We start from the raw sequence: 23,537 nt of genomic DNA, 5'->3' as shown, positions 1-23,537 counted from the left end.
GAAGTTCCATGACTAATTATTGAGCCTAAGGTCTCAATAATTCCGAGTGCCTGAAACATAATTTTTTCAGGCACTTTTCTCACAGCGGAAAGTTTCAATATACTCTAATAATAATCAGATATTATTTGGATATTTTTGCACAATAATCCAGCATAGGTTATTCAAAGAAAAGAATTGTCAATTTTTTTAGCTTGCTCATAGCGGGCTTTTTTGTACGAAAACCGACTGCGATTGTTTTTGTTTTTCAAAGGGATACACAAAAAAGACTGAACCCGTAGAGTTCAGTCTTTGTTCACTTTCTATTAAAGTGATGTAAGGAAAGTCAATCCCCCTAGGATGACACCTGCCGAATTCGGAATGATCAAAATCCAGTCTTTTTTAGGTTCCTTTGTCCAACCATAAATGACCCAGATCAAGCAAGAAATAGCAGCTGACAAGGGTTGGAAAGGTTGGGCCTTATTTCCCTGTAAATTAGCAATAATTTGTGGGATGTAGGCAATGAAAACGATAATCCCAATAAAGGCACCGATCGAGCCAACGATTTTGTTGATTTTTTGTTTATTCATAAAATTTTACCTCTGTGTATTAAAATAGCATAAGTAGGAAGAAAATGCAATTAATTTGCATGCTACGCAAAATGAAAACGATCACATTTGCAAAAGAATTAGACAAAGTGTCAAAAAAATGGCAACTAGAGAGAAGACTCTCTCGAAAAGAAATCCATCTTCCTGCAAAATCACAAGATTGTGACACTTTACAGTTCGGTAACATTTGAAAAAAAGACTTGAATTTGTAAAGGACAAAAGGTAGAATAGTGCATACTTTAAAAAAAGAAAAGGAAATGGTAGTTTCAAAATGAATGAAAAACAAATGAAAATTCTTGGTTGGGTTGCGACCTTTATGTCTGTTATGATGTATGTGTCTTACTTCCCACAAATCATGGATAACCTCGCAGGTCACAAAGGGAACTTTGTTCAACCCCTTGTCGCAGCCATCAACTGTAGCCTTTGGGTTTACTACGGACTCTTCAAAAAAGAACGCGATATCCCACTTGCTGCAGCCAATGCTCCAGGGATCATCTTTGGTTTGATCACAGCCATCACAGCTTTATAAGAAGGAACTAGCTCCCGCAAGGAAGCTAGTTTTTTAATACCTTACAGAAATGTAAGAAATCAGGTTGAAAATGAAAGGTTAGCTTATTGTAGATCTCTTTCCAAATCGTTACAATAGAGATGTAAGAAGTTCTATTAATATCAATCATATAACTAGATGGAAATGGAGAATGAAAATGGCCTTATTAGATGTACAACATGTGAAAAAAATTTACAAAACCCGCTTCCAAGGAACTCAGGTCGAAGCCCTAAAAGATATCCACTTCACCGTGGAGAAGGGCGAATACGTCGCCATCATGGGGGAATCAGGGTCCGGGAAATCGACCCTTCTCAATATCCTGGCCATGCTGGACCAGCCGACGGAAGGACGGGTCTACCTCAATGGCACCGACACCTCAACCATCAAGAACAAGGATGCCTCTAGTTTCCGTCGGGAAAAATTAGGTTTTGTCTTTCAAGATTTCAATTTGCTCGATACCTTATCGGTCAAGGACAATATCCTCTTGCCTCTTGTCCTTTCTCGCAGACCAGTCAAGGAAATGATGAGTAAGGCGGAGAGCGTGAGTCGGGAGTTGGGCATTCACCAGCTCTTAGAAAAATACCCTTACGAAATCTCTGGTGGGCAAAAACAACGGGTGGCCGTAGCACGGGCTATTATCACCTCACCTGAAATCCTCCTCGCTGATGAGCCAACAGGGGCGCTGGATTCTAAGTCTTCGGCTGCTTTGCTAGATGTCTTTGAAGATATCAATAGCATGGGGCAAACCATCCTCATGGTGACCCACTCAACTGCAGCGGCAGCTCGGGCTAAGCGCGTGCTCTTTATCAAGGACGGGATCCTCTACAACCAGATCTTCCGTGGTGAAAAGACAGAGCGTCAGATGTTCCAAGAAATCTCAGATACTCTGACAGTCATGGCGGGAAAGGAGGATCGTGATGTTTAAATTAACAAGTAAATTAGCTCTTTCCAACCTCAAACAAAATCGCAAACTCTATTACCCCTTTGCCCTGGCTGTCATTTTAACGACCATGATCCTTTATAGTTTTATCGCCTTGTCATCTACCCCTCATTTAGAGGATTCTTACGGAGGGGGGGCGGCGAGAACTGTTCTTGGTTTTGGTAGTTTCGTTGTCCAGCTGGTCGTCATCATTTTGGTGGCTTATGCCAATGGCTTTGTCATGAAAAACCGTTCCAAAGAACTGGGCTTGTACAGTGTTCTGGGAATGGAGAAGAAGCATCTCCTCATCATGACCTTATGGGAATTGCTCTTCTTCTATGTTCTCACAGTTGGAGTAGGACTGGGTTTGGGGCTCTTATTTGATCGCCTGATTTTTGCCTTGCTCCTAAAATGTATGGGGCTACCAGTCGTCATTCAATCAACCTTCCAGATAGGGGCTGTTCTTAACACTTTACTTGGGTTAGCCTTAGCTTTTGCCCTCATTCTCTTGTTGAATTCTTTCCGCCTCTTGCGCTACAGTTCCCTCCACCTCATGCAACAGAAAAAAGCAGGGGAGAAGAAGGGACGCTTCTTGCTGGTCCAAACTCTTTTAGGACTTGGGCTCTTAGGAATTGCGTTTTATATAGCGCTAACCGTTGAGCGTCCAGTTGCAGCGGTTCAAGGATTCTTTATTGCTGTCATCTTAGTCATTCTGGCGACTTATCTTTTATTCAACGCAGGATCTATTACCTTCTTAAGATTTCTCAAAGGTCGGAAATCCTACTATTACAAGCCAGAGAATTTTATATCTGTCTCCAACTTAATAGCACGGATGCGAAAAAATGCAGCGGGTCTTGCGACCATTAGTATTCTTTCCACCATGGTCTTGGTCACCTTAACCGGGTCGCTCAATATCTTTATTGGAGGACAGAACTACCTAGATACTGTTTACCCTTCTGATTACATGATTAGTGTGGGGCATATGCCTTCAGATGCTGAGACAGAACCAGTTATCAAGGATGTTCAAGCTCAAATTAAGAAAACAGCCGATGCGACAAATCTATCAGATTATCAGGTGGCACAGACAACATACTGGTCGGCTGAAATTCGAAAGATTGATGGAAGGAGCTTAGAGGTTTATGAACAGTCCTATCAAGAAGCTGGTCAGGAGATGGAGATGAAGACAGAGGGAACAGTCTACTTTTTTGATCAGGCGACTTACGAGCAACTGACGGGTCAAAAAGTTGAGCTTGGAGAAAATGAAATCCTAGCCTATGGGTATCAGTATCCAGGAAAATTAGATTCGCAATTAGAAATCAATGGGAAGACCTTCACGATTAAACAAAAACTAGACTCCAATTTTATCCAAGGAAAACTCCCTCAATCCGACCTGTTTCAACATCAAATGGGTTTGTACCTTGTCCTCCCTGACTTGAACCAACTGGGACTAAAAGTTGATAAAAATTTGGAATTCGCTATTACTGCAAAAGATAAAGAGAATCAAGATTTCATCAGTGGCTTGATCAAAGACCTTTATTCGACAGACAAAATGAGTCAATATGGTGCGACTTTCTTTGGTGGATTTGAACGATACAGCATAGAGAAGGAGTGGCGTGAAACAGCAGGGACTCTCCTCTTTATTGGGATTTTCCTATCGGTCATCTTTCTATTAGCTACAGTTCTCGTGATTTACTACAAGCAGATTTCAGAGGGTCATGAGGATCGGGATAATTTTGTGATCTTGCAACAAGTAGGATTGGACCAAAAGCAAACCGGCACCACCATTCGCAAACAGATTCTCACCGTCTTTTTCCTTCCACTATTCTTCTCCTTCTTGTACCTAGGAGTAGCCTACAAGATGATTGCAAAGATCGTTGCCATCTTAGGAGCGACCAATGCGGGACTGGTCCTTCAAACAACCTTAGCAATCTGCGCTGTCTTTTTCATCTCCTATGTCCTCGTCTTTCTGCTGACTTCCAGAAGTTATCGGAAGATTGTCGTGAGGTAGCGTTTGATACGATGGAAGCTCTTAGGAAAATAGGTGAAGAAGAAATTAACTGGAACACTTTTTTCAACCAAAAACACCGAGGATTACATCCCCGGTGTTTTTATCGTGATTATTTCACGTGTTTTGCAAGTTCTTCTTGTGCTTTTTTATTGGTTTCTTCTTTTTCTTTCAACCAATTCTTATAAGCTTTGTCGTAGTCAGCCGTTGTGACTGTATCACTTTGTAATTCCATGTACTTGTAGTAGCTAGCCCCGTCTTTGATACCAATCAAGGAGAATGCTTTTGTAAATGGTTTGATCTTCGTGATAGAAGGGACAGCACCCTTAGAGTAGACAGGAAGTGCAAAGGCATTGTCTGTCAACCAAGCTTGAGCAACAGCATATTTTTCATAACGAGTTTTGGTATCCAATTGTTCCGCATTGGCATCATCCAATAGTTGTTTGTACTCGTTCAAACCTAGTTTTTCAATTAGGGCTTGGTCAGTTGACGGATTGATTCCCATTCCTGCTAAGGCTGAACCATCGACTGGATTGAAGATATCCAAGTAAGTTGATGGGTCTTGGAAGTCAGGTCCCCAACCAGCGATATCCATATCAAAGTCTTTTTGATCAGGACTTTGAGCGAAGTAGGTTGCATTGTCAGCATCTTCCGTAGACATTTTCTGAACATCCACGACGACATTTTCTTTTCCTAATGTTTTTTCGATGGAGTCTTTCATTGAATCAGCTTGTTGCACAATGCTAGCAGAAGACTGGTCAACTACATAGTCGATGTGGATTGGGAATTGGACACCTTGCGCTTGGAGCTCTTCTTTGGCTTTGGCAAATTGTGCTTTGGCCTTGTCCGCATTGAACATGCTATCTTGCGCATCAGCTAGGCTGACATCCTTCCAATCATCTCCTGTTGCAGCAAGTTTTTCTTCGACAACGCTACCGAAGTCTTTGTTGTCTACTTGCACAAATGTTGGAGGTACAAGAAGCGTACGAAGGGTTTTGCTAGCGCCATCTTTCCCGTTTGATTGGGCACTTAGTGAAGTACGATCAAGGGCAAAGTTGATGGCTTGACGGAAGTTTTTGTTTTGAAGAGCTGTTTTGGTTTGGTTCTTCTGGTCGTCTGTTGTTTTCTCAGTATGACCGTAGTTTTGACGGTTTACGTTGAAGTAAACATAGTAGACAGTCGCATCTTGTGGTGAATAAACGATATTGTCTTTGAATTTTTTCTCAATGGTACTAAATGTTGAGCTCGTTGGGAAGAGACGCGCAGTGGTCAAGTTTCCATCAGAGAAGTTACGAGCAAGGTAGTCTTGGTCAGAACCATCGAAGTAGGTCAATTTGATATTTTCAATCTTCACATTGTCTTTGTCGTAGTAGTTCTCGTTCTTGGTGAACTCCATCAAAGATTTGGAAGTGAAGGATTTCAAGTAGTAAGGACCGTTGTAAAGGATTCCAGAAGGTTTGACGCTACCGAAGTCTTTACCTGCAGATTTGAGGAATTTTTCATTGACAGGCATCATGGTCGAAGTTGTCAATTTAGAATTCCAGAAGGATTCAGGTTGAGCCAAGGTGTATTGGAGGGTATGGTCATCAACGGCTTTGACCCCAACTTTAGAGAAGTCTGTATTTTTACCAGTGACATAGTCATCCAGGCCGGCTACTGAGTTTTGAACCAAGTAGAGGGCATCTGACTTGTTGTCAGCTACGTATTTCAGAGAAGTGACGAAGTCCTGTGCAGTGACATCTGCATATTCGTTCCCTTCTGAGTCATACCATTTTGCATCTTTACGAAGTTTGTAAGTATAAGTCAATCCATCCTTAGAAACAGACCAATCTTCCGCTAGTGCAGGGACGAGATTACCGTATTGGTCATTTTCAAACAATCCATCAACCAAGTTAGTTGTAACGTCACTTGTTGTAGAACGGTTTGAAAGGAGGTAGTTCAAAGAATCTGGATCAGTGCTAAACACGTATGAGTATGTGTTTGTCTGAGAAGATTTTGAAGATGATCCACATGAAGCAAGGAACAGGGCTGAAGCAACCGTGACACCTGCTAGGAAAGCTAGTTTAGATTTTTTCATCACTTATCTCCTTTAATAAAGATTTTGTATTATTATACACCTTTTTTTATAAAAAGCAATCATTTTTCGAAATTAATTGTATATTTAGTCATAACGTTCGGATGTATTAATTTTTATTGATTATTCCCACTATTATGCTTTACAAACTAGTTTGGGTGGAGTATACTAATAGTGAGGAGACTAGTATGTAAAACAAACTAGCTAAAAAGAAGGGTGTATAGAAAGGGGGAGAAGAATGAAAGAATCGCAATTGCTCAAGGGTGTTCTGGAAGGTTGTGTTCTAGAAATTATTTCAAAGAAATCTATTTATGGCTATGAATTGATCCAAAGTCTTAAGGAAACCGGCTTTGATAAGATTGTTGCGGGGACCGTTTATCCCTTGCTTCAGAAGCTAGAGAAGCAGGGAGTCATAGTAGGAGAGATGAGGCCCTCTCCGGATGGACCTGATCGCAAATATTTCTCTCTAACCAAGGAAGGAAGAGAGCGCCTAGAGGAATTTTGGAACCAGTGGCAGGATCTGGTCATTAAAGTAGAACGTGTGAAAAAGGAGGGGGAAACATGATCGAAGATTATACAGAAAAAATGTCAGCTGAATTGTTGCACCTAAATAAGGAGAATCAAGCCTATGTGAAAAAAATGGTGGCCTATATTGGGGCAAAGGTCTATTTTTATGATGATGAAGCACTCGGTGAACAGCTCTACAATATGGTTTGCGACTTAAAAGTTGCTGAGAAAGAAGGCATTCGGGCAGTGGATTATTTCGGAAAGGATCCTCGGGCAATGGTGGATCAAGTTCTCTCGGAGTTACCTAGACGCAGGCTAGGTTCTTATGTGGGGTTATTCTTGATTCTTGGAACGATTTTCGTTGGCATGCGGTTTGTAATGGATTTTGCCTGGATGCTGCCACTAGTGATTGCTCCCTTAACATACCTGCTAGATCTACTTATTTTCTTTGTGTACAGTCAATTTATGATGTGGCTTTGGTCCAAGCAGAGCTATGGGGAAATCAAGTGGCCTTGGGCTCTTGTTATCAGTGTGATTAGTTTGATCCTGTCTCCTAGGATAGAGCGCGTGTTTTCTGACCATTTGAGTCTGAATCGAAGTATCCTTTTGCCAGATGGTTGGGCGATTGTTCTGGCTTTTCTGGTTCTTCTTGGATTTACGATCATGACCTATAGAAATCAGGGACGGCTTGCTGTTAGCCTACTGGTCATGGGAGTGACTTTCTTTGTAACTGGATGCTGTGTTCGCTTTGTGAATCCAGGAACTGCTAATTTATTACGCTGGCTACTCCCTCTGATAGGACTAGTCTTGTCCTTCATTGTATTTCGTCTCCAAAGAAAGGGGGAAACATCATGACATCAGCTATTTATTATGAAGAAACGCAGTCTTTGGTTCAAAACTTTAGCCAGGAGGACCAAGCTTATTTCCAAGATCTCTGGGATTATTTCAATTTTGCCGGCTTCTTATATGAGGAAAAAGCTTTAAGAGAGCAGGTCTATAATCTAGCGCTTGATTTTGCGCAAGCAAGTGGAGATGGATTGACGGCCAAGGACTATTTTGGACAGGATCCTAAGGGAATGGCAGACCTAATCATTGAGAATATGCCTAAAGAATCTACGCGGTCTGTTCTGAAGTATGGGGCGATTGTCTCGGGAATTGTGATTTTTTATCGCCTCTTAAGTGAGTTTGCCTCGCAAGCAGTCCTGGTTCTTAAGCCCCTCGTCTATCTAACGGATAGTATTTTGGGACTTTTAGCCGTTGGGTTACTATTTTATCTCCTACGTCGCCTTATTTTTGCAGAAGAAAAGTTAAAAAAAGCACTCTATGTGGCAGTCGTTCTCGTCCTTGGGATCTATTTCATCAGTGAAATAGTAGGGGTCCGTTTCTTGCCAACTCTAGGTTGGTTGACGGTACCTAGTCCATGGGATACCTTCATCATGACAGGGGCTAGTGCAGGACTTATCCTCTGGCAGTGGAAAGAGGAGTTTGCTCGTGCCTTCATCTTTCCTATTCTGGCCTTCTTAGTTGTGGGATTCTTGCATCGTTGGACTTTGGCCCAAGGGATTCAGAATTCTAGCATGACCATCATTTTGCCGACGGTGATCATCGTTATAGGATTGATGATTTACTATTGGTTCACGATTCGTGCCTTGAAAAAGAACAAGACAGAACATGCAGAATAGAGTGAAAAGGGGGAGGAGGCTCCTCCTTTTTGCAATTGAAAAACAACGAGCAAGCATGATTTTTGTTATAATGAAAGAGAGTATGAATCAAAGGAGAAGGTCATGACATTCGAAGAAATCTTGCCTGGACTAAAGGCAAAAAAGAAATATGTACGTACTGGTTGGGGTGGAGCTGAGAACTATGTGCAGCTCTTTGATACCATTGAGCAAAATGGGGTGGCTCTAGAAGTGACGCCTTATTTCCTCATTAACGTTTCTGGTGAAGGGGAAGGCTTCTCTATGTGGAGTCCAACCCCTTGTGATGTCTTAGCGACAGATTGGGTGGAAGTCCATGACTAAACAGGTCTTGATTACAGGCGTGAGTTCCGGAATTGGTCTGGCTCAAGCTCGCCTCTTTCTAGAAAAGGGCTACCAGGTCTATGGAGTGGACCAGGGAGCGGATCCCCAGTTGACGGGTGATTTTCACTTCTTGCAGCGGGACTTGACCCTGGATTTGGCGCCGATTTTTGACTGGTGTCCAGAGGTCGATGTCTTGTGCAATACGGCTGGGGTCTTGGATGACTACAAACCGCTCCTTGAGCAAAGCGCTCAGGAGATTCAGGAAATCTTTGAGATCAACTATGTGACTCCGGTAGAGCTGACACGGTATTATCTGACTCAGATGTTGGAGAAGAAGCAAGGGACCATCATCAATATGTGCTCCATTGCTTCTAGCCTAGCGGGAGGCGGTGGTCACGCTTATACCTCCTCTAAGCATGCCCTAGCAGGCTTTACCAAGCAGTTGGCCCTGGATTATGCAGAAGCTGGGATTCAGGTCTTTGGCATCGCGCCGGGAGCTGTCAAAACAGGTATGACCGCAGCGGACTTTGAACCAGGTGGCTTAGCGGACTGGGTAGCCAGTGAGACGCCGATTAAGCGCTGGATAGAGCCAGAAGAAGTGGCAGAAGTCAGCCTCTTTTTGGCAAGCGGAAAGGCGACAGCTATGCAAGGACAGATCCTGACGATTGATGGTGGTTGGAGTTTGAAGTAAGGGCTGAAATAAGCAAAAAAGATAAGAATGAAATGAGTCTAGTAGAACCGCTGGGCTCATTTTCTATTTTAGCTTTATGGAAAGGGAATCTTATGGTATGATAGCCTAAAAGGGACCTGTAATATGGAGGTCAAACTATGGAAAGAGAGACTCAAAAAGGAGAAGAGATGCTCATATTGACAGACACAGATCCAGCTATTTCAAGAGAAGATCTTTTACAATTTGAGGAGATTCTTGGAAAGAAATTGCCGGAAGCCATGAAGGATTTTTATCTCAAGTACAACGGTGGCCAGCCCCAAGTAAGGGGTGTTCACGATGACCGTCATCTCTTTCCTTTCAATTCCTTTGATTCACTTGAGGAGATGAAGAAGTCTTTTACCTGGTTTGACGATGAGGCTGTGCCGGCGGGATTTAAGGCCACAGATCTTCTCCATTTTGGCTATGATCCTGGATCGGGTAACTATGCTCTTTCTCTAAGGGAAGAGGATTATGGCAAGGTGTATTTCTATGTTCTAGAAGAAACAGCTGAGTTGTATGGTCAATGGCCATCTTTTGAGGATTTTTTGAATACCTTTGTTGAAGAGTGAGACTAAAAAGGAGAAGAGATGCGGAAACACCAAGAACTTTCACTAGAGCAGATCATCGAGCAGGTGTGCGTGGACAAGTTGGTATCAGATGATTTTTGCCTCTATGGCAAGGAGGATGGAGAACTAGCACTAGCTAGGTCCTATTGGGTATCAAATTATCCGGATGTCGTGGAAGACCGTGATATTTACCCTGCTGATGTAGTGGAGCAAGATCTCCAGCTAGTCTACTATGGAGAGCAGTTGATTGATGTCTTCTCGGTTGCACTTGAGGAAAAGCCAGATGCAAGTCTCCAAGACTTGGTTGATGCTTTGAATTATTATAATCAGCACGATAACTTTATGCCCTTTAATGATTAGCTAGGTTGATTAGAGAAATGGTATCTGATGACTGATAGCATAAGGAGAGAAAATGATGAGAGAATATAAATTTGATGTCCATAACGAGATGTTTGTATCGATTCCAGAGGAAAGAGAAAAGGTCTGTCTTGCTTTAAGTGATTCTTTAGAAGTTATCAATGAGGAGTTGACTCCGTATTATAAAGCAAAACTCGATAATCTACTGGATCAATCATCAGTATGGTATCCAAAAGCTTTGGAAAAAATTCAGGAGGAATTTCCAGAACTAGCGCACGCCACACTCCTATCCATTTTTATCTTGTCTGAACAAAGGGATATAGACCTAATTTTTGGCTTGGAATTTGGACTGAGAGAGGACTCGGAGCATGGTAGAGGACTTAAATTCTCCCTCGATAGTTTTGAAATTTTAGAATATGGTATAGGAGAAGTCGCTTACTACTAGGTGTAGTCGATAACAAGAGAAGCACTAGAAGATGGAGCAGGATATGGTTGAGAAAGATGGGATTATCATAAAGGATGGCCAGGTCATCCTAAACAGTGGTGAGAAGCTATCGATTGAAAATCTGAGAGAGGAACCTTTGATGAAAGAAAGAATCAAATTAACTGAAGGAGAGGTTTTCCTATTAACACCTCCTTATCAATCGGATCCATGTTTTGCTTGTCATTTAATCTATTTAAGTTACGAAACTAAAGGATTGTGCGCTTATGTGTTATCAAAGGAAGTAGTAAATCTTGAAGATATAGATATAGATAGTATTGAATTTGACACCAAAAAAGCGATTTATTCAAGTACTTATTTTATGAAATGGGGATTATGGAAAAAATTAGGGAATAGGTCTATCCTTGAGGAGGAGGATCAGCTATTACTTCGAAATGTTGGAAACTATAACCTAATGTATCGAGATGAGAATTGCAGACAAATGCCAAGCAAGAAGTATAAGGAGGAATATCCTTTACAGCCAGTTTATGATTCGCTAGAAGTTTTTGCTCTTATCTATGGAAAAAAATATAAAGAGTCCGATCCTAGAGTATTAGATTGGATGGAGGCAAATGTCAAAACACGTTTGGATGATTGATTTCTATTGTAATGATAATCTGATTGTGGAAATCAATTCAATAGAAAAGAAGTATAGAAGTATTAAGACTATTGAGAAGTCTTAGCTGAAATTCAAGGAAAATAAAAATGGCAAAATACGGAATATCCCCTTTTGATAATGATAGTGCAACTTTTGCTCATAATTGTATTTACTCAAGAGCATTGAAAACCATAAGTAAACAAATGGAAGAATTGGCTCTAACAAATCTGCTAGAGGAAGAGATGTTGGGACATATGTTTATTCTGGCTATTGATTTAGCACGTTTCCCCACAGAGCAACATAAATTTACGCAAGAAATGAATGATGAGTGGGAAGAACTATTAAGAAACTATGTGGAAGCTCATACTATTACATCAGAAACACTTGCAAAAACTATAGATGTTATTTTGAAGTATTTCTTTTTTAGAAATACTCCGAAGGGTTATGAGATAGGTTTTAAACAGATAGTATATATAGATTTTCCAGAAAAAAAAATCTATATTGCACTAGCAATCGATGTATATTTTGAAGCTCTGCTTGAATACATTGAGATCGCTTTCGAGGACGAGGAAGGATTGAGTGATTGGCAACCAGATAGAATGACAATACCAGCTTATCTTGATCTCTATGTGTCTTGGGCAATGGAAGTGCCAGAAAAGGCTAAAGGCCGTGTTGCAATGGAACAGTTTACTAGATGGAAAAATGCTTATTTTGAATGGTTTGAGACAAACTGTAAAAAAATTCCGAAGAAGTATCGAACAATAGATAAAATAAATATGCTTGAGTTGTTTGAGGAGTTTGAATATTATGCTACATGAGGAATTCAATAAGAACAGTTTTTTCTATTTTATGATATTCTCGATCATCTACTGGATCAATCATCAGTATGGTATCCAAAAGCTTTGGAAAAAATTCAGGAGGAATTTACAGATCTATCACATGCAAGAATCCTTTCCATTTTTATCTTGTCTGAACAAAGTGACGTTGACTTAATTTTCGGCTTGGAATTTGGACTGAGAGAGGATTCGGAGCATGGTAGAGGACTTAAATTCTCCCTCAATAGTTTTGAAATTTTAGAATATGGTATAGGGGAAGTCGCTTACTACTAGGTCTAGTCGATAACAAAAGAAGCACTAGAAAATGGAGCAGGATATGGTTGAGAAAGATGGGATTATCATAAAGGATGGCCAGGTCATCCTAAACAGTGGTGAGAAGCTATCGATTGAAAATCTAATAGAGGAAGCGAGTAGGATTCGTTTCATTAGTAATCAGCACTTTAAGGATACAAGCATCAGTATACTAGAGGGTTCACGAGTCATATTTGAAAACTGTATCTTTGAGAATGTCGTTTTTGAAAACTGCGATTTAAGGGACATCGGCTTTAAAAATCATACAGTTATTCGAAACTGTACTTTCAAAAGCTGCAATTTAAAGGGAACATTATTTTATGACAGTCACATAATATCGTCTACCTTCCTTTCTTGTCAGATGAAGCGTCCTCTTTTAGAGAATGTCAGCGAGATGAGAGATTGTCTCTTTAAAAAGTGTAGGATGAACGATATTTTCTTTCCTCTACCAGAATTTCAGCAGAATAAAATTGTTGGAAAACTGTCTGAATGTACCTTTGGGTCGAAAACAAAGAAAGTAGAAAAGTTATATGCAGATCTATCAGAGGCTCATCTCAGTTTTGTCGAGTTTACAAGGTGTGATTTGACAGAGACCATTTGTCCCTCGGATCCAGATATTCTCTATATAAAAAATCTGAGTGAACGGTCAAAGAAGGCTCAGGAAAAAATTGCGACAATCCAAGATGATAGAAAAAGGCAGGCCCTTTCTATTTATACAGAAAGTTGGATGAATGAAAAGTATGTGGATTACTTGATGAGTCGCAAAGATTACAAATGGGCCTGGGATGATTATTTTGAGGATGTGTCTAGGTGTTTGGGACTTGAATGGAAGTAACTAGCTCTTGTTTGAAAAATGACTGAGATAATTGCCAATAGGTAAGCAAAAAAAGGGAGATCGGATAGAGAAATGACAGTCAATATCAATGAATTAGTGAAGGAGCAAGGTTTTTGTGTGGTGCCTACAGAGGAGAAACCATTTAGTTTGGATGAGGTCCGTTTCAACCTTTTGGCATATTTAGAGGATTATTCTAAAATGGGATTTTCTTTTGTTAAAGCAGGTGACGAACTAGTCGAACTCAGGAGAAAGCAAGAGGTCTATAGGCTTTTTGGTCAGTGTTTTTTAGGTGCTTTTGTAATAGGAGAAGAGAAGCAGATCTTCTTGCTTTGCAATCGAGAAGGAAGGGAAATTTTTCAAGAATCGAAGGTTTATGTCAATTCTTCCTTACATACTTTTGTTTCCTCTTATTCGCTCTTTCTATCAAGCATCTTTCTTTTGAAAGCAAAGTTTTATGAGATTGAGCAAGATGAAGTCGAAGAAATTGCAGCACACTTGAAGGATCAAGTACTTGCCTTAGAAAAGCCCCTTGAACAAGAAGTTCCTTTCTGGGAGCACATGGCCTATTTGATAGAAGACGATGGAATTGTTCTAAGAGATGATCTCTTTCATATCTTAAATAAAGAGCAGTAGGACTTGGAATTATATAAATAATGGAGAACAAATGACCCAGATAAAGATTCGAGATTGGAATGAAAAGCCAAGAACAAAACTTCGATTTATTAAAATTGGTGATATTTTTTGCTATCAATTTTCGGAGGAAATGTTTGTATTTGGTCAAATCCTTGGAAAAGTGAATGTTGGTCATGTCATCCAATTTTTCGATATCTTTCAAGCAAGTCATACTATAACAGTTGAAGAGCTAAGTCGTGCTCAATTTATAGGTAAGCCCATCATTGTAGATTCCTTCACCTTGTTTGATCGAAGTCCAGTATGGACTTGGCAGATAATTGGTCACCAAGCGGATTTTGATCCAAGCCCTTTTAAGGATTTAGCCTTTAAGTGGGGAGACCCAAATGGTCTTCACTTTGGGAAGGTCTGGCTAGATGGTAGGCGGGAACCTAAGTTTTTTTCTAGGGAAGAAGTTAAGGAGCTGGACTGGGAAGCCTGTGTCGGAAGTATAGTTTATAACAGAATATTGGAAGAAGAACTGGCAAGCAGAGGAAATAAAGGAGTTTGAGATGGACTATGTAGATGAGTTAACTTCAGGACGTACGCCCTTGGTAAAAAAGGCAGCGAAAAAAATTTTAAAGGACAGACTAAAAGGATATGGACCATTCTTGCATCAGGCCTTGGAAGGGGAGATGGAAAAGCCTAAATCATGGGAATCACAAATGTACTTGCTCTACGCCATGGCCGCAACGGATTGTACAGAAGAAGTCCCCTATCTCAAGTCATTACTGCTGAGAGACATCCCAACCCCTGTAACCTATCGCTCTCTAGCAGTAGCGATTGCTTATCTAGAAAATTTAGAAACAGAGAACTTGTCTTTTGTTTATGAGTCCTTGGAATCGAATAACTTATTGCAAGCTGCAGGTGCTTGTGCAGCACTCTATCTAAGAAAGATTGTGCTGAAAGATGACGATTTTGAGAAAATCATGACCTTTATCACCAAGGATGTTTATTTGGAAAATATAAGAGGAACAATCGCTCCGTTTATGTTCATTTTGGCTGCATCTTATCTATATCCAGATCAGAATCGCCAGAAAATTGTAGACTTTTCCTGTCAATTTAATGAAGTACATATAAATACGATCATTGAGGATGTATCCAAAGGAAAGGACGGCAGGAGGATTAGGCTATTCTAAGACCTACTTAGAGAGAGAAGTTACCATCTCCTTAAAGAGCGAAACAAAAACTCTTAAAAATAATACTTTTATTCATTTTTAAAAAGGAGTTCTTACTGTGAAATGGTTTGAAAAAGTAGTGGGGAAGGAAAAGATTATTCATTTGTTTGATGGTGATTTGGACTTGAATAATGTATTTCTTGATACTGTATTATGTTACGATTACAAATTAGATCTTGTCCTTTATTTATATGATTTCCCAACTAATTTTCCTGAAAAGTGGCAGAAAAGTGCATTTAATGCCATAAAAATTAATTTAGAGTTTTTTAATTTAGATGAAATCCATTTTTATTCTAAGGGGATTCATAAGGTTAAGGGACAACTGGAACTGCTCTTTTTAGAGAATAAGGTTGAATTCAATTTTATAAACCAAAATGATGTGATGTTATCGGGTTCTTCTGACCTAGTTAGAATTGCTGAGATTGGTCCTGTGAAGATTGATACTTAAAGATGTATTCTTAGCTTATTTGCGGAGATTCTGGATGATCAAACAATCCTCCATTGCTAGGAGGGACACCACGACTATGGGAAAAAGTGAAGAAAGAGCACAAATATTAGACCTTGACCTAAGGCTAGACCTTTCTACAAGAAAAAAACTACGAGACCACGAATATGAAGTTACAGTATTTTGAATTAGATAAGCCCTATGTGGAAAATCAACAGAGGATTGAGGAGCTGATGGACTCAGCTACGCTAACTTACGAGGAAGCTAGAATTAAGGACTATCGACAGAATTGGAAAGACCTTCGAAGAGCGTTCGTATATGAATCCAAATGTATGACCTCTATGGTAGAGCGCCTTTTTAAACCAGTTGTGAGCAAGCATTGTTGGAAAATCATCGTAGAATGTGTAGATACGATTAGCAATCCAGCTATCATGAACCTCCTTGGCGTCTATACTGTTCAGGTCTTATTTGATTTTTCTAGCTATGAAAGCTCGAGTCCATTGGATCAGAAAAAGATGCTCTTAGGGGCCTTGTTAAAAGGGGTAAAGCGCGTGTTTCAGGAGCTCTCTATTCCATACTCCTTGATAGAGGATGTAGTCAATGAAATAGAGAAAAACGATTATGAAAATAGCTGGGAGTGGAAAAGGAAGAAGATCCAATCCACGATCTTTTCCATTCAAGTGGAGCATCAGCTGGATAAGGTGGATTTGTTTTGGAAGATAGAGCAAAAGGATAAGAGCATCCGTCAGTTGATTCAATCCTACCCTGCTCATGAGATGGATTATGGGGCTAAGCTTGGTAAACTGGAAGCAAAAGGTAACTTCCTGTATCTGCTGGATAAAGAGAATGAGATTGTGAGCAAAATTTCTGTTTCAGAATGGTGGAGCACAAACAATGAGTGACTTAAAAAAGAGATTATCTTTATTAAAAGTAGAAAAACGAATCAATCAGTTGAAGGGGATAAAGGATGTCCATTTTCTGACCGATAAACCTAAAGAAATTGCTTGGTATGCTGGGGAGTTGAATCCTATAGACTCTCCGCTTCCTTGCCTTTATGAGTTTCCTGTTGCCCACACTACTCAAGATTTAAGTAGGTTAATTCAAAGTCTAGTTGGCAATAGTAGTCAGTTTATCCTAGTTTTTTGGGAATTTTCACCGATTTATGTCTTGTTTCAAATGGAGTCTTTGGATGAATTTTTGCCCTCTTATTTTAGTGAATTTTCTACCAGAGACTTGACGCTATTCTTTCAAGACCAGGAAAAAGTATTGGATCTCCATTTAGCGGAGGATAAAGTAGAAGTGAGAGTCTTGGAGAATAAGGCTAAGAACCGGTAAATTCTATAAATTGAAAATGAACATAGAATTAGTCGATGAAAGAGACAGAGAGGAAAGAATGCCATTCTTGGAGAGACAAATGGTAAAGGAAGATTCTAATGTGTGAAAAAGAATATTATTATTATGGCAATAGTGAGTTTATGACAGGCCTAGGAGTTATTTATACAGAGTTTACTGGTCAGCGTGCAAGTCGACAAATTAACGTTTTGAATGGGCACTCTTATGCTTCCTCTTGCCTACAGGATTATGTTCCAGAAGTAGGGTTTCTACTCTATGATGGTCGAAAAGATGAGTTGGATCTATCAGACTCCATCAAGATTAGTCAAGAGGAATTTGAACGAATTTGGGCTCAGGCTGTCGCTAGCGGTCAGAATGATACGTAATCGTCAGTTGAAAATAGCCAAATATAATCCCAAAAATGTGAGAGGAGTCTAATAATGATGTTCAATTTGTTGAAGGAATTTGTAGAAGTCTATCATAGAAACAAGGGCTTAGGAGAGCTTGTATTTACTAGTGACTGTCTTCATGTCGAAAAGCGAGATTTGTCTGGTCAATTGAAAGAGTTCTACCAACATTTGAGCTTTGAGGAAGAAGCTTATTTTAGAGGAGCTCCCTATGATCTTGCTCTAATTCCTCTCCCTCTATGTGAAGCTGCATCAGAAGGATGGCAGGATACTAGCTGGAAAGAGAGTTATGTGGTTTTTGCTCACATGATGGGGGATGAGCCAATTTTGTGTGATCTAACTAGCGAGCTTAGTCCTGTATTTGGCAAGATTCCTGGGAATTCCAAGCTCTATTGCTTAAGCCCCTCTTTATCTACTTTCTTGTCTACTTATAGTCAGATGAAAAAGCTAGAAATCACCAAGTTTGATAATGACATCTACATTGATGAGGACTTGTCGGACTATAAAGAAGGTTTTTTAACAGGAATCATGGCTATTATCGAGGAGCAACTTCCTGAAGCCTATCGAAAAGACTTTATTGAATTTATGCTTGGCTAAAGCCAAAGATGAAGAGATGAGAAGCAAATGAAAATGAAGAATTTTTTAAAATGTTGTGAGGATCTGGTCATACAAGAAAGTGGGGCCTCAGCTTTTGAACTAGAAAAACTCAAAGCCAGACAGTTTCCTCAAGCTCACCTGAATTTGCTCTCCATGACCAATGGCTTGGAGTTTTATGGTGGCTATTATCGCTTGTTTGGGACGGATTCTACTCAAGCTATTACGCTAGATTCCTGGAATTCGGATGAGCTCTGGAAAGATGTCTGGAGAGATTATGCATCAGACTACTATTTTTTTGGTATGTCTGCTATTGGAGATCAATTCGCTTATAGATTGAAGGATGGGAACATTCAAAGTAATCAAGTTTATTATTTAGATGGGATTACGATGGATGTTATCGAGATCTACGACAGTTTTGAAGCGTTTTTTGAGAGGGAATTTGTTCTGAAAGCCCAAGGTGGGATGGAATCTATTTTTGTTTCTGCTAGGGAACGATTTGGAAATCTAGACCCCTCCACAAGCTGTATTTATTCCCCTTCCTTAATGATAGTGAATGATTCAAGTGTTGAAAATCTCATGCTTTTACCGACAAAGGATGTCATGACCATCAATGGGGATTTGTTTGTTCAATTGTCTGATTCAGAGGAGTCTATTACGAAACTAGAGCAATATCTAGACGCTTCGGGTAGAGCCAGAGTCAAGGTCATTTTTGATCGAGATTGAGCAAGCAGGATATATAGTTTATTTAGAAAAAATACTCTGAAGATTCGTGATTTTAACCTTTTGGCGACAAGCGATGATTTAGTCTTCTAGTCAGGGTGTCATTGTAAAATGATTTAGGTTGAACAAAGAAAACGAAGCATGATATTCATGCAAAGAGGTGAATGATGACCAGTTTAGATAAATATTTAGAGATCATTAAAAAAGGATTTTCCGAAAGAGAGAATCTAATGGCAATGGAGCCTCTGCATTCTATTGAAGAGATTGCACCATTATTGGACGAAACATTGACTTATAAAGAATTCATCGATATCAATCGCTTATTAAGACAAAAGTACATTGTTGAAAACCCAGAGGATATGATGAAGGATGTGGATTTTAATCAGCTTTCGTTACCTAGCAATACGAGAGTGATTTACTTGATGGGAAGTAAATCTGATGTGCTAGACTTTTCAAAATATGAACAAGTAGAAAAGATTTTATTAGTTGGGGCTAGAAGAGTAAGAAAGATCATCTTACCCCAGAAAGATTGTGTGAAAGCTCTAGGGATATCTTCTATGACAAATTTGGAGACGATAGAGAACATTTCTTTTCATACAGGTATGAGTTATCTGCACGTTGATTATGGTGTAAAGTTGCCGGACTTTGATTTTATAAGGGATTTAAATCAGTTGCTCTATCTTTCATTTACAGCAAATAAAAATTTACCAGAATTGGATTTTATCCAGCCCTCTAGTGAGCTTCGTTTTTTAGATTTTGTTGACACGTCTATTTTTAACTACGCATCAACAGTTAGCTACCTGAAGAGTCTGAAACATCTCCGATTTTTAACAACGGGAAGAACAAATCAAAAGCAAAGGGAACTTCTTAGAAGAGAGTTACCACATGTTTGCATGCGTGAGGAGTAAAAAATGCCTTTAATACAGCTTTTTATGACCGATGTTTTCATAATAAACGAAACTTTAGTCCCGTTGTTTAAGTAGGAGGAATTATGAGCCATACGAATCTAGCAAAAGAAACCATACTCCAGTTTATGCAGGCTATGTATTCTTGGGAAAGAAAAGCCACTAGGAGCATAAGAAATAAAGCTGATAAAGAGATGTTGAAGGATGAATTATCTACTATTTTTAATCAGTTTTGTACATCTAAAAAAACACTCAGAGAAAGGGAAGTATCTTTATCTGTTCGATTTCCATTTGACTATAAATTAGAAACGCATCCCATCATTGATGAAGAGCATGACGGGAATCAAACTTACTTCTATATCAAGGAGAATCGTTCTGGTTTAGAAACTCTCTATCGTTTTCGAATGGTGTTTCAAGAAGGACGATGGTGGATTGATAAGAAAGAATGGCTTGGTGACGGGAAGTGGATCAATTCTTCCTTGTGATATACTGAAGAATGTAGGAAGACAGGAAGAAATGTGTTTCAAAAGACAGTGGTAGTCTAAGTGTAAGTAATGAAATGTTAGAGGTCAATATGAATAAAACACTTTCAAATCAAAAAAGAAAATTAACTGCTATAAAAAATAAAATACTGAAGGCAAGAGATTTTCACTTAGAGGCAGAAAACCTATCTAATACTGAAGCCATTTTAACAGCTCTAAAATCTGATAAGAAAAGCGTTAAAGTTAACTATGAAGAAAAAGGTGAGAATCAATCATATCTGTATGATCATATAGATATGATTGATTCTATAAGTCCGTATCCTCTAGTCTCTAATTTTATAGAAAGTAAAACATCTGAAAACTACCAGTTATTATTGAATGGCTGTTTTTGTTCTGTAATGGCAGATATGGCTTCTGCTAAATATTTGGCTAAAGGGGGCTCAAACTTTGATACAGATATTTGTTTGAATATCTTATTTGCCCTTGCCTATTTAGATAATACTTATGTAGAGTTTTTAATTGATAAATTAGCCTATTTTAAAGAAGCCCAAGTTGAGAAAGGGAAAAAAATTATTTTCTTTTCAGCTAAGAGTTTATTGCCTTTAGTCGTTTTTCTTTATGGAAATGGTAAGGATGATCGACTTGCTAACCTACTGGAGAATGCTTGTGATGCCAAATATCACCCCTTGGACACGAATCCTTATCAGAATGTGAATGATGCCTATAAACAGGTTATGGAAACTATTTTTTCAGAGGACGATGATGTTTTTAGAGAAACAATTTTATCCATGTATGATTATCATTTAGCGAACACCAGAGATAGTCATTTAGTAGACTTCAATACCTTACTATGGCAATATTTCCCAATCGAAATCTTAGTTTTATTAAAAGAACGTCAGAAAAAAGGTCTCTCAATAGATGGAATTAGGCATCCCTTGTTTGATGACTTTTTGCCCTATTTCATGGATGACTTTCAGTTAACCGAGCAAAACAAGATGATTCTAGGAACGATCTTAGACTAGTTGTGTAGAATAGATGGAGAACGTCAATAACCCATGCAATCGCAAGGAATTATAGGAATCACCTATATCCATATAGATTTCTAGGAAAATGCAATGAGGAACTCTCCACATTCTTTTAGAAATAGAGGTAAAGAAATGAAAGAGGCCAAAGAACTCTTCCTAAAAAATGGCTTTTCGCGACTAAAGCGAACCCATAACTATTATAAAATTGATCATGATTTTTATACGGTCATCTATTTTCAACGAAAATCAGATGGTAGTGCCTATTTTGTGAATGTTGGCCTTCACCCCCTCTTTCTGGACGCGGGACTGTTAGAAGAAGTGGATTGTGCTTTACGGACGCGATTAGGTTCTATCGATTATAGAAATGGCATGGATCAAGCTGAATTGGAAAAGGCTGTCCAAGAGGCCATTGATTTTACTGCTCAGTATGCGTCGTATCCTACCGTATTTTCGAGCATAGATCCCGAGAAGGATCTTGAGAAGGATTGGTTGTTAAAACAATTCTCTATCACCAAAGTGAACTTATGCAGATTGTATGTTGAGTATTATGATTCAATCGATTCTAAGAAGTTGGCTTTAGATTTTGCAAACTATGGCTTATCCATTACGCCTAAGATTGCCTCTGTTCCTAAAAACTTCTTTAAAACCTATATTCGTTCGGGAGAAATAATTAAAACTACTTATTAGGGCGGAGTGAAAGTGAAGATTTACTGATCAATATCCTGACGAAAGAAACCGGTAGGAAAAAATAGATGTATCTTAATGAACTAATCTAAGACCTTGATAATAATCTTGAGCTGGCATTCTATGTCAGTCTTGTAGCAAAAAGGAAATAAGAGATGAAGAACTATTTACTGGACGAAAGGATATTTCAGTATCCTGAATCGTTTAAAAAATTGATTGAACTCAATTTAGTTGATTTTGATTGTTGGTATCTGTTGGATTCAGAATGGGCCCTATCTCTGTACAAGGGATTGCAGGAAAGATACCCAAGCAGAAAGTTGATTCCATTTGCTAAAAGAGGAGATTGTGATGATACAGCTTGTTTTGAAATAGGAAAGGGCAATAAGGTCCAACTCATTCATGATTTTGCTGCCGAAGGATGGGAGCAACGGAAAGAGTTTAACGATTTTTGGGAATGGGTAGAATACGCGGTAAAATGCATGATAGAGTACAACAAAGAGGATGGGATTGAATAATCACAAGCTCTTTTCTAGGGACGAAGGAACTCGTCCCTAATGATCTACAAGGTAAGGAGAACAAATGGAAATGATCACCCAATTATTAAATGAGATTGAAAAAAGTCTCCAACAGCTAGATTATCCTTGTGTAGACCATCTAAATTCGGGACTATCCTCTCAAAAAACTCAAGAGTTATTTGAGGAAATCCCGTTGCAGCCAACCCAGGACTTGTGTGCCCTTTATACTTGGAGAAACGGATCAAAAGATAGTGAGGGAATCACACTTGGTGAGCTGGCATTTTTTCCTGGCTTCTATTTGATGTCTCTGGAAGAAAGTATCCAGACCTACATGGAACTAAGAGCAAGGGATGTTTGGAACAAATTTTGGTTCCCAATTTTTGCCAGTGGAGGGGGAGATTTTTATGCCATGAACTTGGCTCCAGAATCTCAGGGTCAAATACATGGTGTTTACGTGTATGAAGAAGAACCTCAGGTCGAATACCGGTCATTGAAATCCATGCTCACAACCTTTAAAGTATGTTATGAACAAGGTATTATTTTCCGGAATGAACAAGGCTACTTGGATATGGATTATAGAAAGCATGCTGAGGTAGCGCATGAGATAAATCCAGATGTGAAGATGTGGCTGGAATTCTTAAAGGAGATGTAAGAAGAATGACCACGGAAAGAAATATGGCAGTAGTTACTGTATTAAAAAAGATCATTAAACTCTATGAGGAAACAACGTTTATCCCCCAATTGGTGAGTTTTTCAAACGAAAAATTAAGGATCCAGTCTTCCAATTTGACAGGAGAATTGCTTGCTTACTATCAACATATAGAGTTCGATAAGGATTTGTTTTTTGCCAATCAAAATTTTAATATTGTTTTGTTGCCATTAGACTCTCCTGCAAGGACAGTCGAATCTTGGGCCTTACAAGATGTTCTTCAATTTAGTGAAGGGCAATACCAGATATTCGCTACTACAGATACAGACGATATTCTTTTCTGCGATATGATAGATGAAAAATCCCCTGTTTACGCGGGCAGTCCTGGAGATCCTAATTTCTACAAACTCAGCTCAAGTTTGACGGAGTTTTTTGAGTTCTATTTTGCTTTTTCAAATTTCTGGGGCCAAAGAGAAGATGTCCCTCTGGAGGATTATATTGCAGGGACAGGTGACTTGATAGAGCGCTACCTTTCCCCGGATGTCCAAGCGATAGCGAAAGAATATCTATTTCGGTGAAATTGACCTGAGAAAAGCCTT

General features: G+C 39.2%; 32 protein-coding genes. 30 read left to right on the top strand and 2 right to left on the bottom strand.

Annotated features, from left to right (window positions below; genetic code table 11):
* Window positions 1-302: 302 nt before the first annotated feature.
* A complete protein-coding gene (locus ADH49_RS09055) occupies window positions 303-566 on the bottom strand; it encodes a SemiSWEET family transporter (protein WP_006596747.1) in 264 nt (87 codons plus the stop codon).
* Window positions 567-855: 289 nt separating this feature from the next.
* On the opposite strand from ADH49_RS09055, the gene ADH49_RS09050 reads away from it, so the two are divergent.
* From ADH49_RS09050 to ADH49_RS09040, 3 genes are all read left to right on the top strand, one after another.
* Window positions 856-1,113 carry a SemiSWEET family transporter gene (locus ADH49_RS09050; protein ID WP_003006102.1) on the top strand — a complete coding sequence of 86 codons (258 nt, stop codon included), beginning with the start codon at window positions 856-858 and terminating at the stop codon, window positions 1,111-1,113.
* Window positions 1,114-1,288: 175 nt separating this feature from the next.
* Complete coding sequence (locus ADH49_RS09045; RefSeq protein WP_048691853.1) at window positions 1,289-2,056, top strand: ABC transporter ATP-binding protein; 768 nt, start codon at window positions 1,289-1,291, stop codon at window positions 2,054-2,056.
* Window positions 2,049-4,058 carry an FtsX-like permease family protein gene (locus tag ADH49_RS09040; protein WP_048691851.1) on the top strand — a complete coding sequence of 670 codons (2,010 nt, stop codon included), beginning with the start codon at window positions 2,049-2,051 and terminating at the stop codon, window positions 4,056-4,058. The genes ADH49_RS09045 and ADH49_RS09040 overlap by 8 nt, the downstream gene beginning before the upstream one ends.
* Window positions 4,059-4,167: 109 nt before the next feature.
* Here the strand turns inward: ADH49_RS09040 and ADH49_RS09035 are convergent, their stop codons facing one another.
* Entirely contained in the window at window positions 4,168-6,132 is a 1,965-nt protein-coding gene (locus ADH49_RS09035) for a peptide ABC transporter substrate-binding protein (protein ID WP_048691848.1), read from the bottom strand.
* A gap of 235 nt (window positions 6,133-6,367) precedes the next feature.
* On the opposite strand from ADH49_RS09035, the gene ADH49_RS09030 reads away from it, so the two are divergent.
* From ADH49_RS09030 to ADH49_RS08895, 27 genes are all read left to right on the top strand, one after another.
* On the top strand, window positions 6,368-6,694 hold the full coding sequence (locus tag ADH49_RS09030; protein WP_048691846.1) for a PadR family transcriptional regulator: 327 nt from the start codon (window positions 6,368-6,370) through the stop codon (window positions 6,692-6,694).
* Complete coding sequence (locus tag ADH49_RS09025; protein ID WP_048691844.1) at window positions 6,691-7,491, top strand: hypothetical protein; 801 nt, start codon at window positions 6,691-6,693, stop codon at window positions 7,489-7,491. Before ADH49_RS09030 ends, ADH49_RS09025 begins: the two co-directional genes overlap by 4 nt.
* On the top strand, window positions 7,488-8,318 hold the full coding sequence (locus ADH49_RS09020; RefSeq protein WP_048691842.1) for a hypothetical protein: 831 nt from the start codon (window positions 7,488-7,490) through the stop codon (window positions 8,316-8,318). The genes ADH49_RS09025 and ADH49_RS09020 overlap by 4 nt, the downstream gene beginning before the upstream one ends.
* Before the next feature lie 102 nt (window positions 8,319-8,420).
* On the top strand, window positions 8,421-8,657 hold the full coding sequence (locus ADH49_RS09015; RefSeq protein WP_000141913.1) for a DUF2829 domain-containing protein: 237 nt from the start codon (window positions 8,421-8,423) through the stop codon (window positions 8,655-8,657).
* On the top strand, window positions 8,650-9,348 hold the full coding sequence (locus ADH49_RS09010; RefSeq protein ID WP_048691839.1) for a 3-oxoacyl-ACP reductase: 699 nt from the start codon (window positions 8,650-8,652) through the stop codon (window positions 9,346-9,348). Before ADH49_RS09015 ends, ADH49_RS09010 begins: the two co-directional genes overlap by 8 nt.
* A 137-nt stretch (window positions 9,349-9,485) precedes the next feature.
* The gene (locus tag ADH49_RS09005) at window positions 9,486-9,935 is read left to right on the top strand and encodes an SMI1/KNR4 family protein (protein WP_048691836.1); all 450 of its coding nucleotides are present in this window, start codon (window positions 9,486-9,488) and stop codon (window positions 9,933-9,935) included.
* A gap of 18 nt (window positions 9,936-9,953) precedes the next feature.
* Entirely contained in the window at window positions 9,954-10,292 is a 339-nt protein-coding gene (locus tag ADH49_RS09000) for a DUF7716 domain-containing protein (RefSeq protein WP_048691833.1), read from the top strand.
* 52 nt (window positions 10,293-10,344) lie between these two features.
* Complete coding sequence (locus ADH49_RS08995; RefSeq protein ID WP_239681829.1) at window positions 10,345-10,734, top strand: hypothetical protein; 390 nt, start codon at window positions 10,345-10,347, stop codon at window positions 10,732-10,734.
* A gap of 43 nt (window positions 10,735-10,777) precedes the next feature.
* On the top strand, window positions 10,778-11,368 hold the full coding sequence (locus tag ADH49_RS08990) for a hypothetical protein (protein ID WP_152904163.1): 591 nt from the start codon (window positions 10,778-10,780) through the stop codon (window positions 11,366-11,368).
* Window positions 11,369-11,475: 107 nt separating this feature from the next.
* Window positions 11,476-12,186: a hypothetical protein gene (locus ADH49_RS08985; RefSeq protein WP_048691828.1), complete on the top strand. Its 711-nt coding sequence runs from the start codon at window positions 11,476-11,478 to the stop codon at window positions 12,184-12,186.
* A 334-nt stretch (window positions 12,187-12,520) separates the two neighbouring features.
* Window positions 12,521-13,330, top strand: a complete 810-nt coding sequence (locus ADH49_RS08975; protein WP_048789726.1) for a pentapeptide repeat-containing protein — start codon at window positions 12,521-12,523, stop codon at window positions 13,328-13,330.
* A gap of 72 nt (window positions 13,331-13,402) precedes the next feature.
* Window positions 13,403-13,963 carry an immunity protein gene (locus ADH49_RS08970; RefSeq protein WP_048691821.1) on the top strand — a complete coding sequence of 187 codons (561 nt, stop codon included), beginning with the start codon at window positions 13,403-13,405 and terminating at the stop codon, window positions 13,961-13,963.
* A 31-nt stretch (window positions 13,964-13,994) separates the two neighbouring features.
* Window positions 13,995-14,510, top strand: a complete 516-nt coding sequence (locus ADH49_RS08965; RefSeq protein WP_048691819.1) for an Imm26 family immunity protein — start codon at window positions 13,995-13,997, stop codon at window positions 14,508-14,510.
* 1 nt (window position 14,511) lies between these two features.
* Window positions 14,512-15,138, top strand: a complete 627-nt coding sequence (locus ADH49_RS08960; RefSeq protein ID WP_048691817.1) for a hypothetical protein — start codon at window positions 14,512-14,514, stop codon at window positions 15,136-15,138.
* Between the two features lie 97 nt (window positions 15,139-15,235).
* The gene (locus tag ADH49_RS08955; RefSeq protein ID WP_048691815.1) at window positions 15,236-15,625 is read left to right on the top strand and encodes an Imm50 family immunity protein; all 390 of its coding nucleotides are present in this window, start codon (window positions 15,236-15,238) and stop codon (window positions 15,623-15,625) included.
* 164 nt (window positions 15,626-15,789) lie between these two features.
* Complete coding sequence (locus ADH49_RS08950; protein WP_048691812.1) at window positions 15,790-16,524, top strand: hypothetical protein; 735 nt, start codon at window positions 15,790-15,792, stop codon at window positions 16,522-16,524.
* On the top strand, window positions 16,517-16,957 hold the full coding sequence (locus tag ADH49_RS08945; RefSeq protein ID WP_048691810.1) for a hypothetical protein: 441 nt from the start codon (window positions 16,517-16,519) through the stop codon (window positions 16,955-16,957). Before ADH49_RS08950 ends, ADH49_RS08945 begins: the two co-directional genes overlap by 8 nt.
* Window positions 16,958-17,055: 98 nt before the next feature.
* On the top strand, window positions 17,056-17,340 hold the full coding sequence (locus tag ADH49_RS08940; RefSeq protein WP_023917559.1) for a hypothetical protein: 285 nt from the start codon (window positions 17,056-17,058) through the stop codon (window positions 17,338-17,340).
* A 54-nt stretch (window positions 17,341-17,394) separates the two neighbouring features.
* Window positions 17,395-17,958, top strand: a complete 564-nt coding sequence (locus ADH49_RS08935; protein WP_048691806.1) for a hypothetical protein — start codon at window positions 17,395-17,397, stop codon at window positions 17,956-17,958.
* Between the two features lie 27 nt (window positions 17,959-17,985).
* Window positions 17,986-18,681, top strand: coding sequence for an SMI1/KNR4 family protein (locus ADH49_RS08930; protein ID WP_048691804.1), 696 nt, complete (start codon window positions 17,986-17,988; stop codon window positions 18,679-18,681).
* Between the two features lie 164 nt (window positions 18,682-18,845).
* Window positions 18,846-19,586, top strand: coding sequence for a hypothetical protein (locus tag ADH49_RS08925; RefSeq protein WP_048691802.1), 741 nt, complete (start codon window positions 18,846-18,848; stop codon window positions 19,584-19,586).
* Between the two features lie 83 nt (window positions 19,587-19,669).
* Window positions 19,670-20,068, top strand: coding sequence for an NTF2 fold immunity protein (locus ADH49_RS08920; RefSeq protein WP_048691799.1), 399 nt, complete (start codon window positions 19,670-19,672; stop codon window positions 20,066-20,068).
* Window positions 20,069-20,157: 89 nt separating this feature from the next.
* Window positions 20,158-21,087, top strand: a complete 930-nt coding sequence (locus tag ADH49_RS08915) for a hypothetical protein (RefSeq protein WP_048691796.1) — start codon at window positions 20,158-20,160, stop codon at window positions 21,085-21,087.
* 135 nt (window positions 21,088-21,222) lie between these two features.
* On the top strand, window positions 21,223-21,777 hold the full coding sequence (locus ADH49_RS08910) for a DUF4304 domain-containing protein (RefSeq protein ID WP_048691856.1): 555 nt from the start codon (window positions 21,223-21,225) through the stop codon (window positions 21,775-21,777).
* A 152-nt stretch (window positions 21,778-21,929) separates the two neighbouring features.
* Window positions 21,930-22,289 (top strand): hypothetical protein, encoded by a 360-nt coding sequence (locus ADH49_RS08905; RefSeq protein WP_045615162.1) that lies wholly within the window; start codon window positions 21,930-21,932, stop codon window positions 22,287-22,289.
* A gap of 64 nt (window positions 22,290-22,353) precedes the next feature.
* Complete coding sequence (locus ADH49_RS08900; protein WP_048691794.1) at window positions 22,354-22,941, top strand: SMI1/KNR4 family protein; 588 nt, start codon at window positions 22,354-22,356, stop codon at window positions 22,939-22,941.
* Window positions 22,914-23,516 (top strand): hypothetical protein, encoded by a 603-nt coding sequence (locus tag ADH49_RS08895; protein ID WP_239681828.1) that lies wholly within the window; start codon window positions 22,914-22,916, stop codon window positions 23,514-23,516. Before ADH49_RS08900 ends, ADH49_RS08895 begins: the two co-directional genes overlap by 28 nt.
* The last annotated feature ends 21 nt before the right edge of the window (window positions 23,517-23,537 follow it).

This window comes from Streptococcus sp. 400_SSPC (assembly GCF_001072745.1).
In the GTDB taxonomy this organism is placed as follows: domain Bacteria; phylum Bacillota; class Bacilli; order Lactobacillales; family Streptococcaceae; genus Streptococcus; species Streptococcus xiaochunlingii.
The sequence above is the reverse complement of the archived record's forward strand: the minus strand, read 5'-3'. Positions and strand labels throughout refer to the sequence as shown.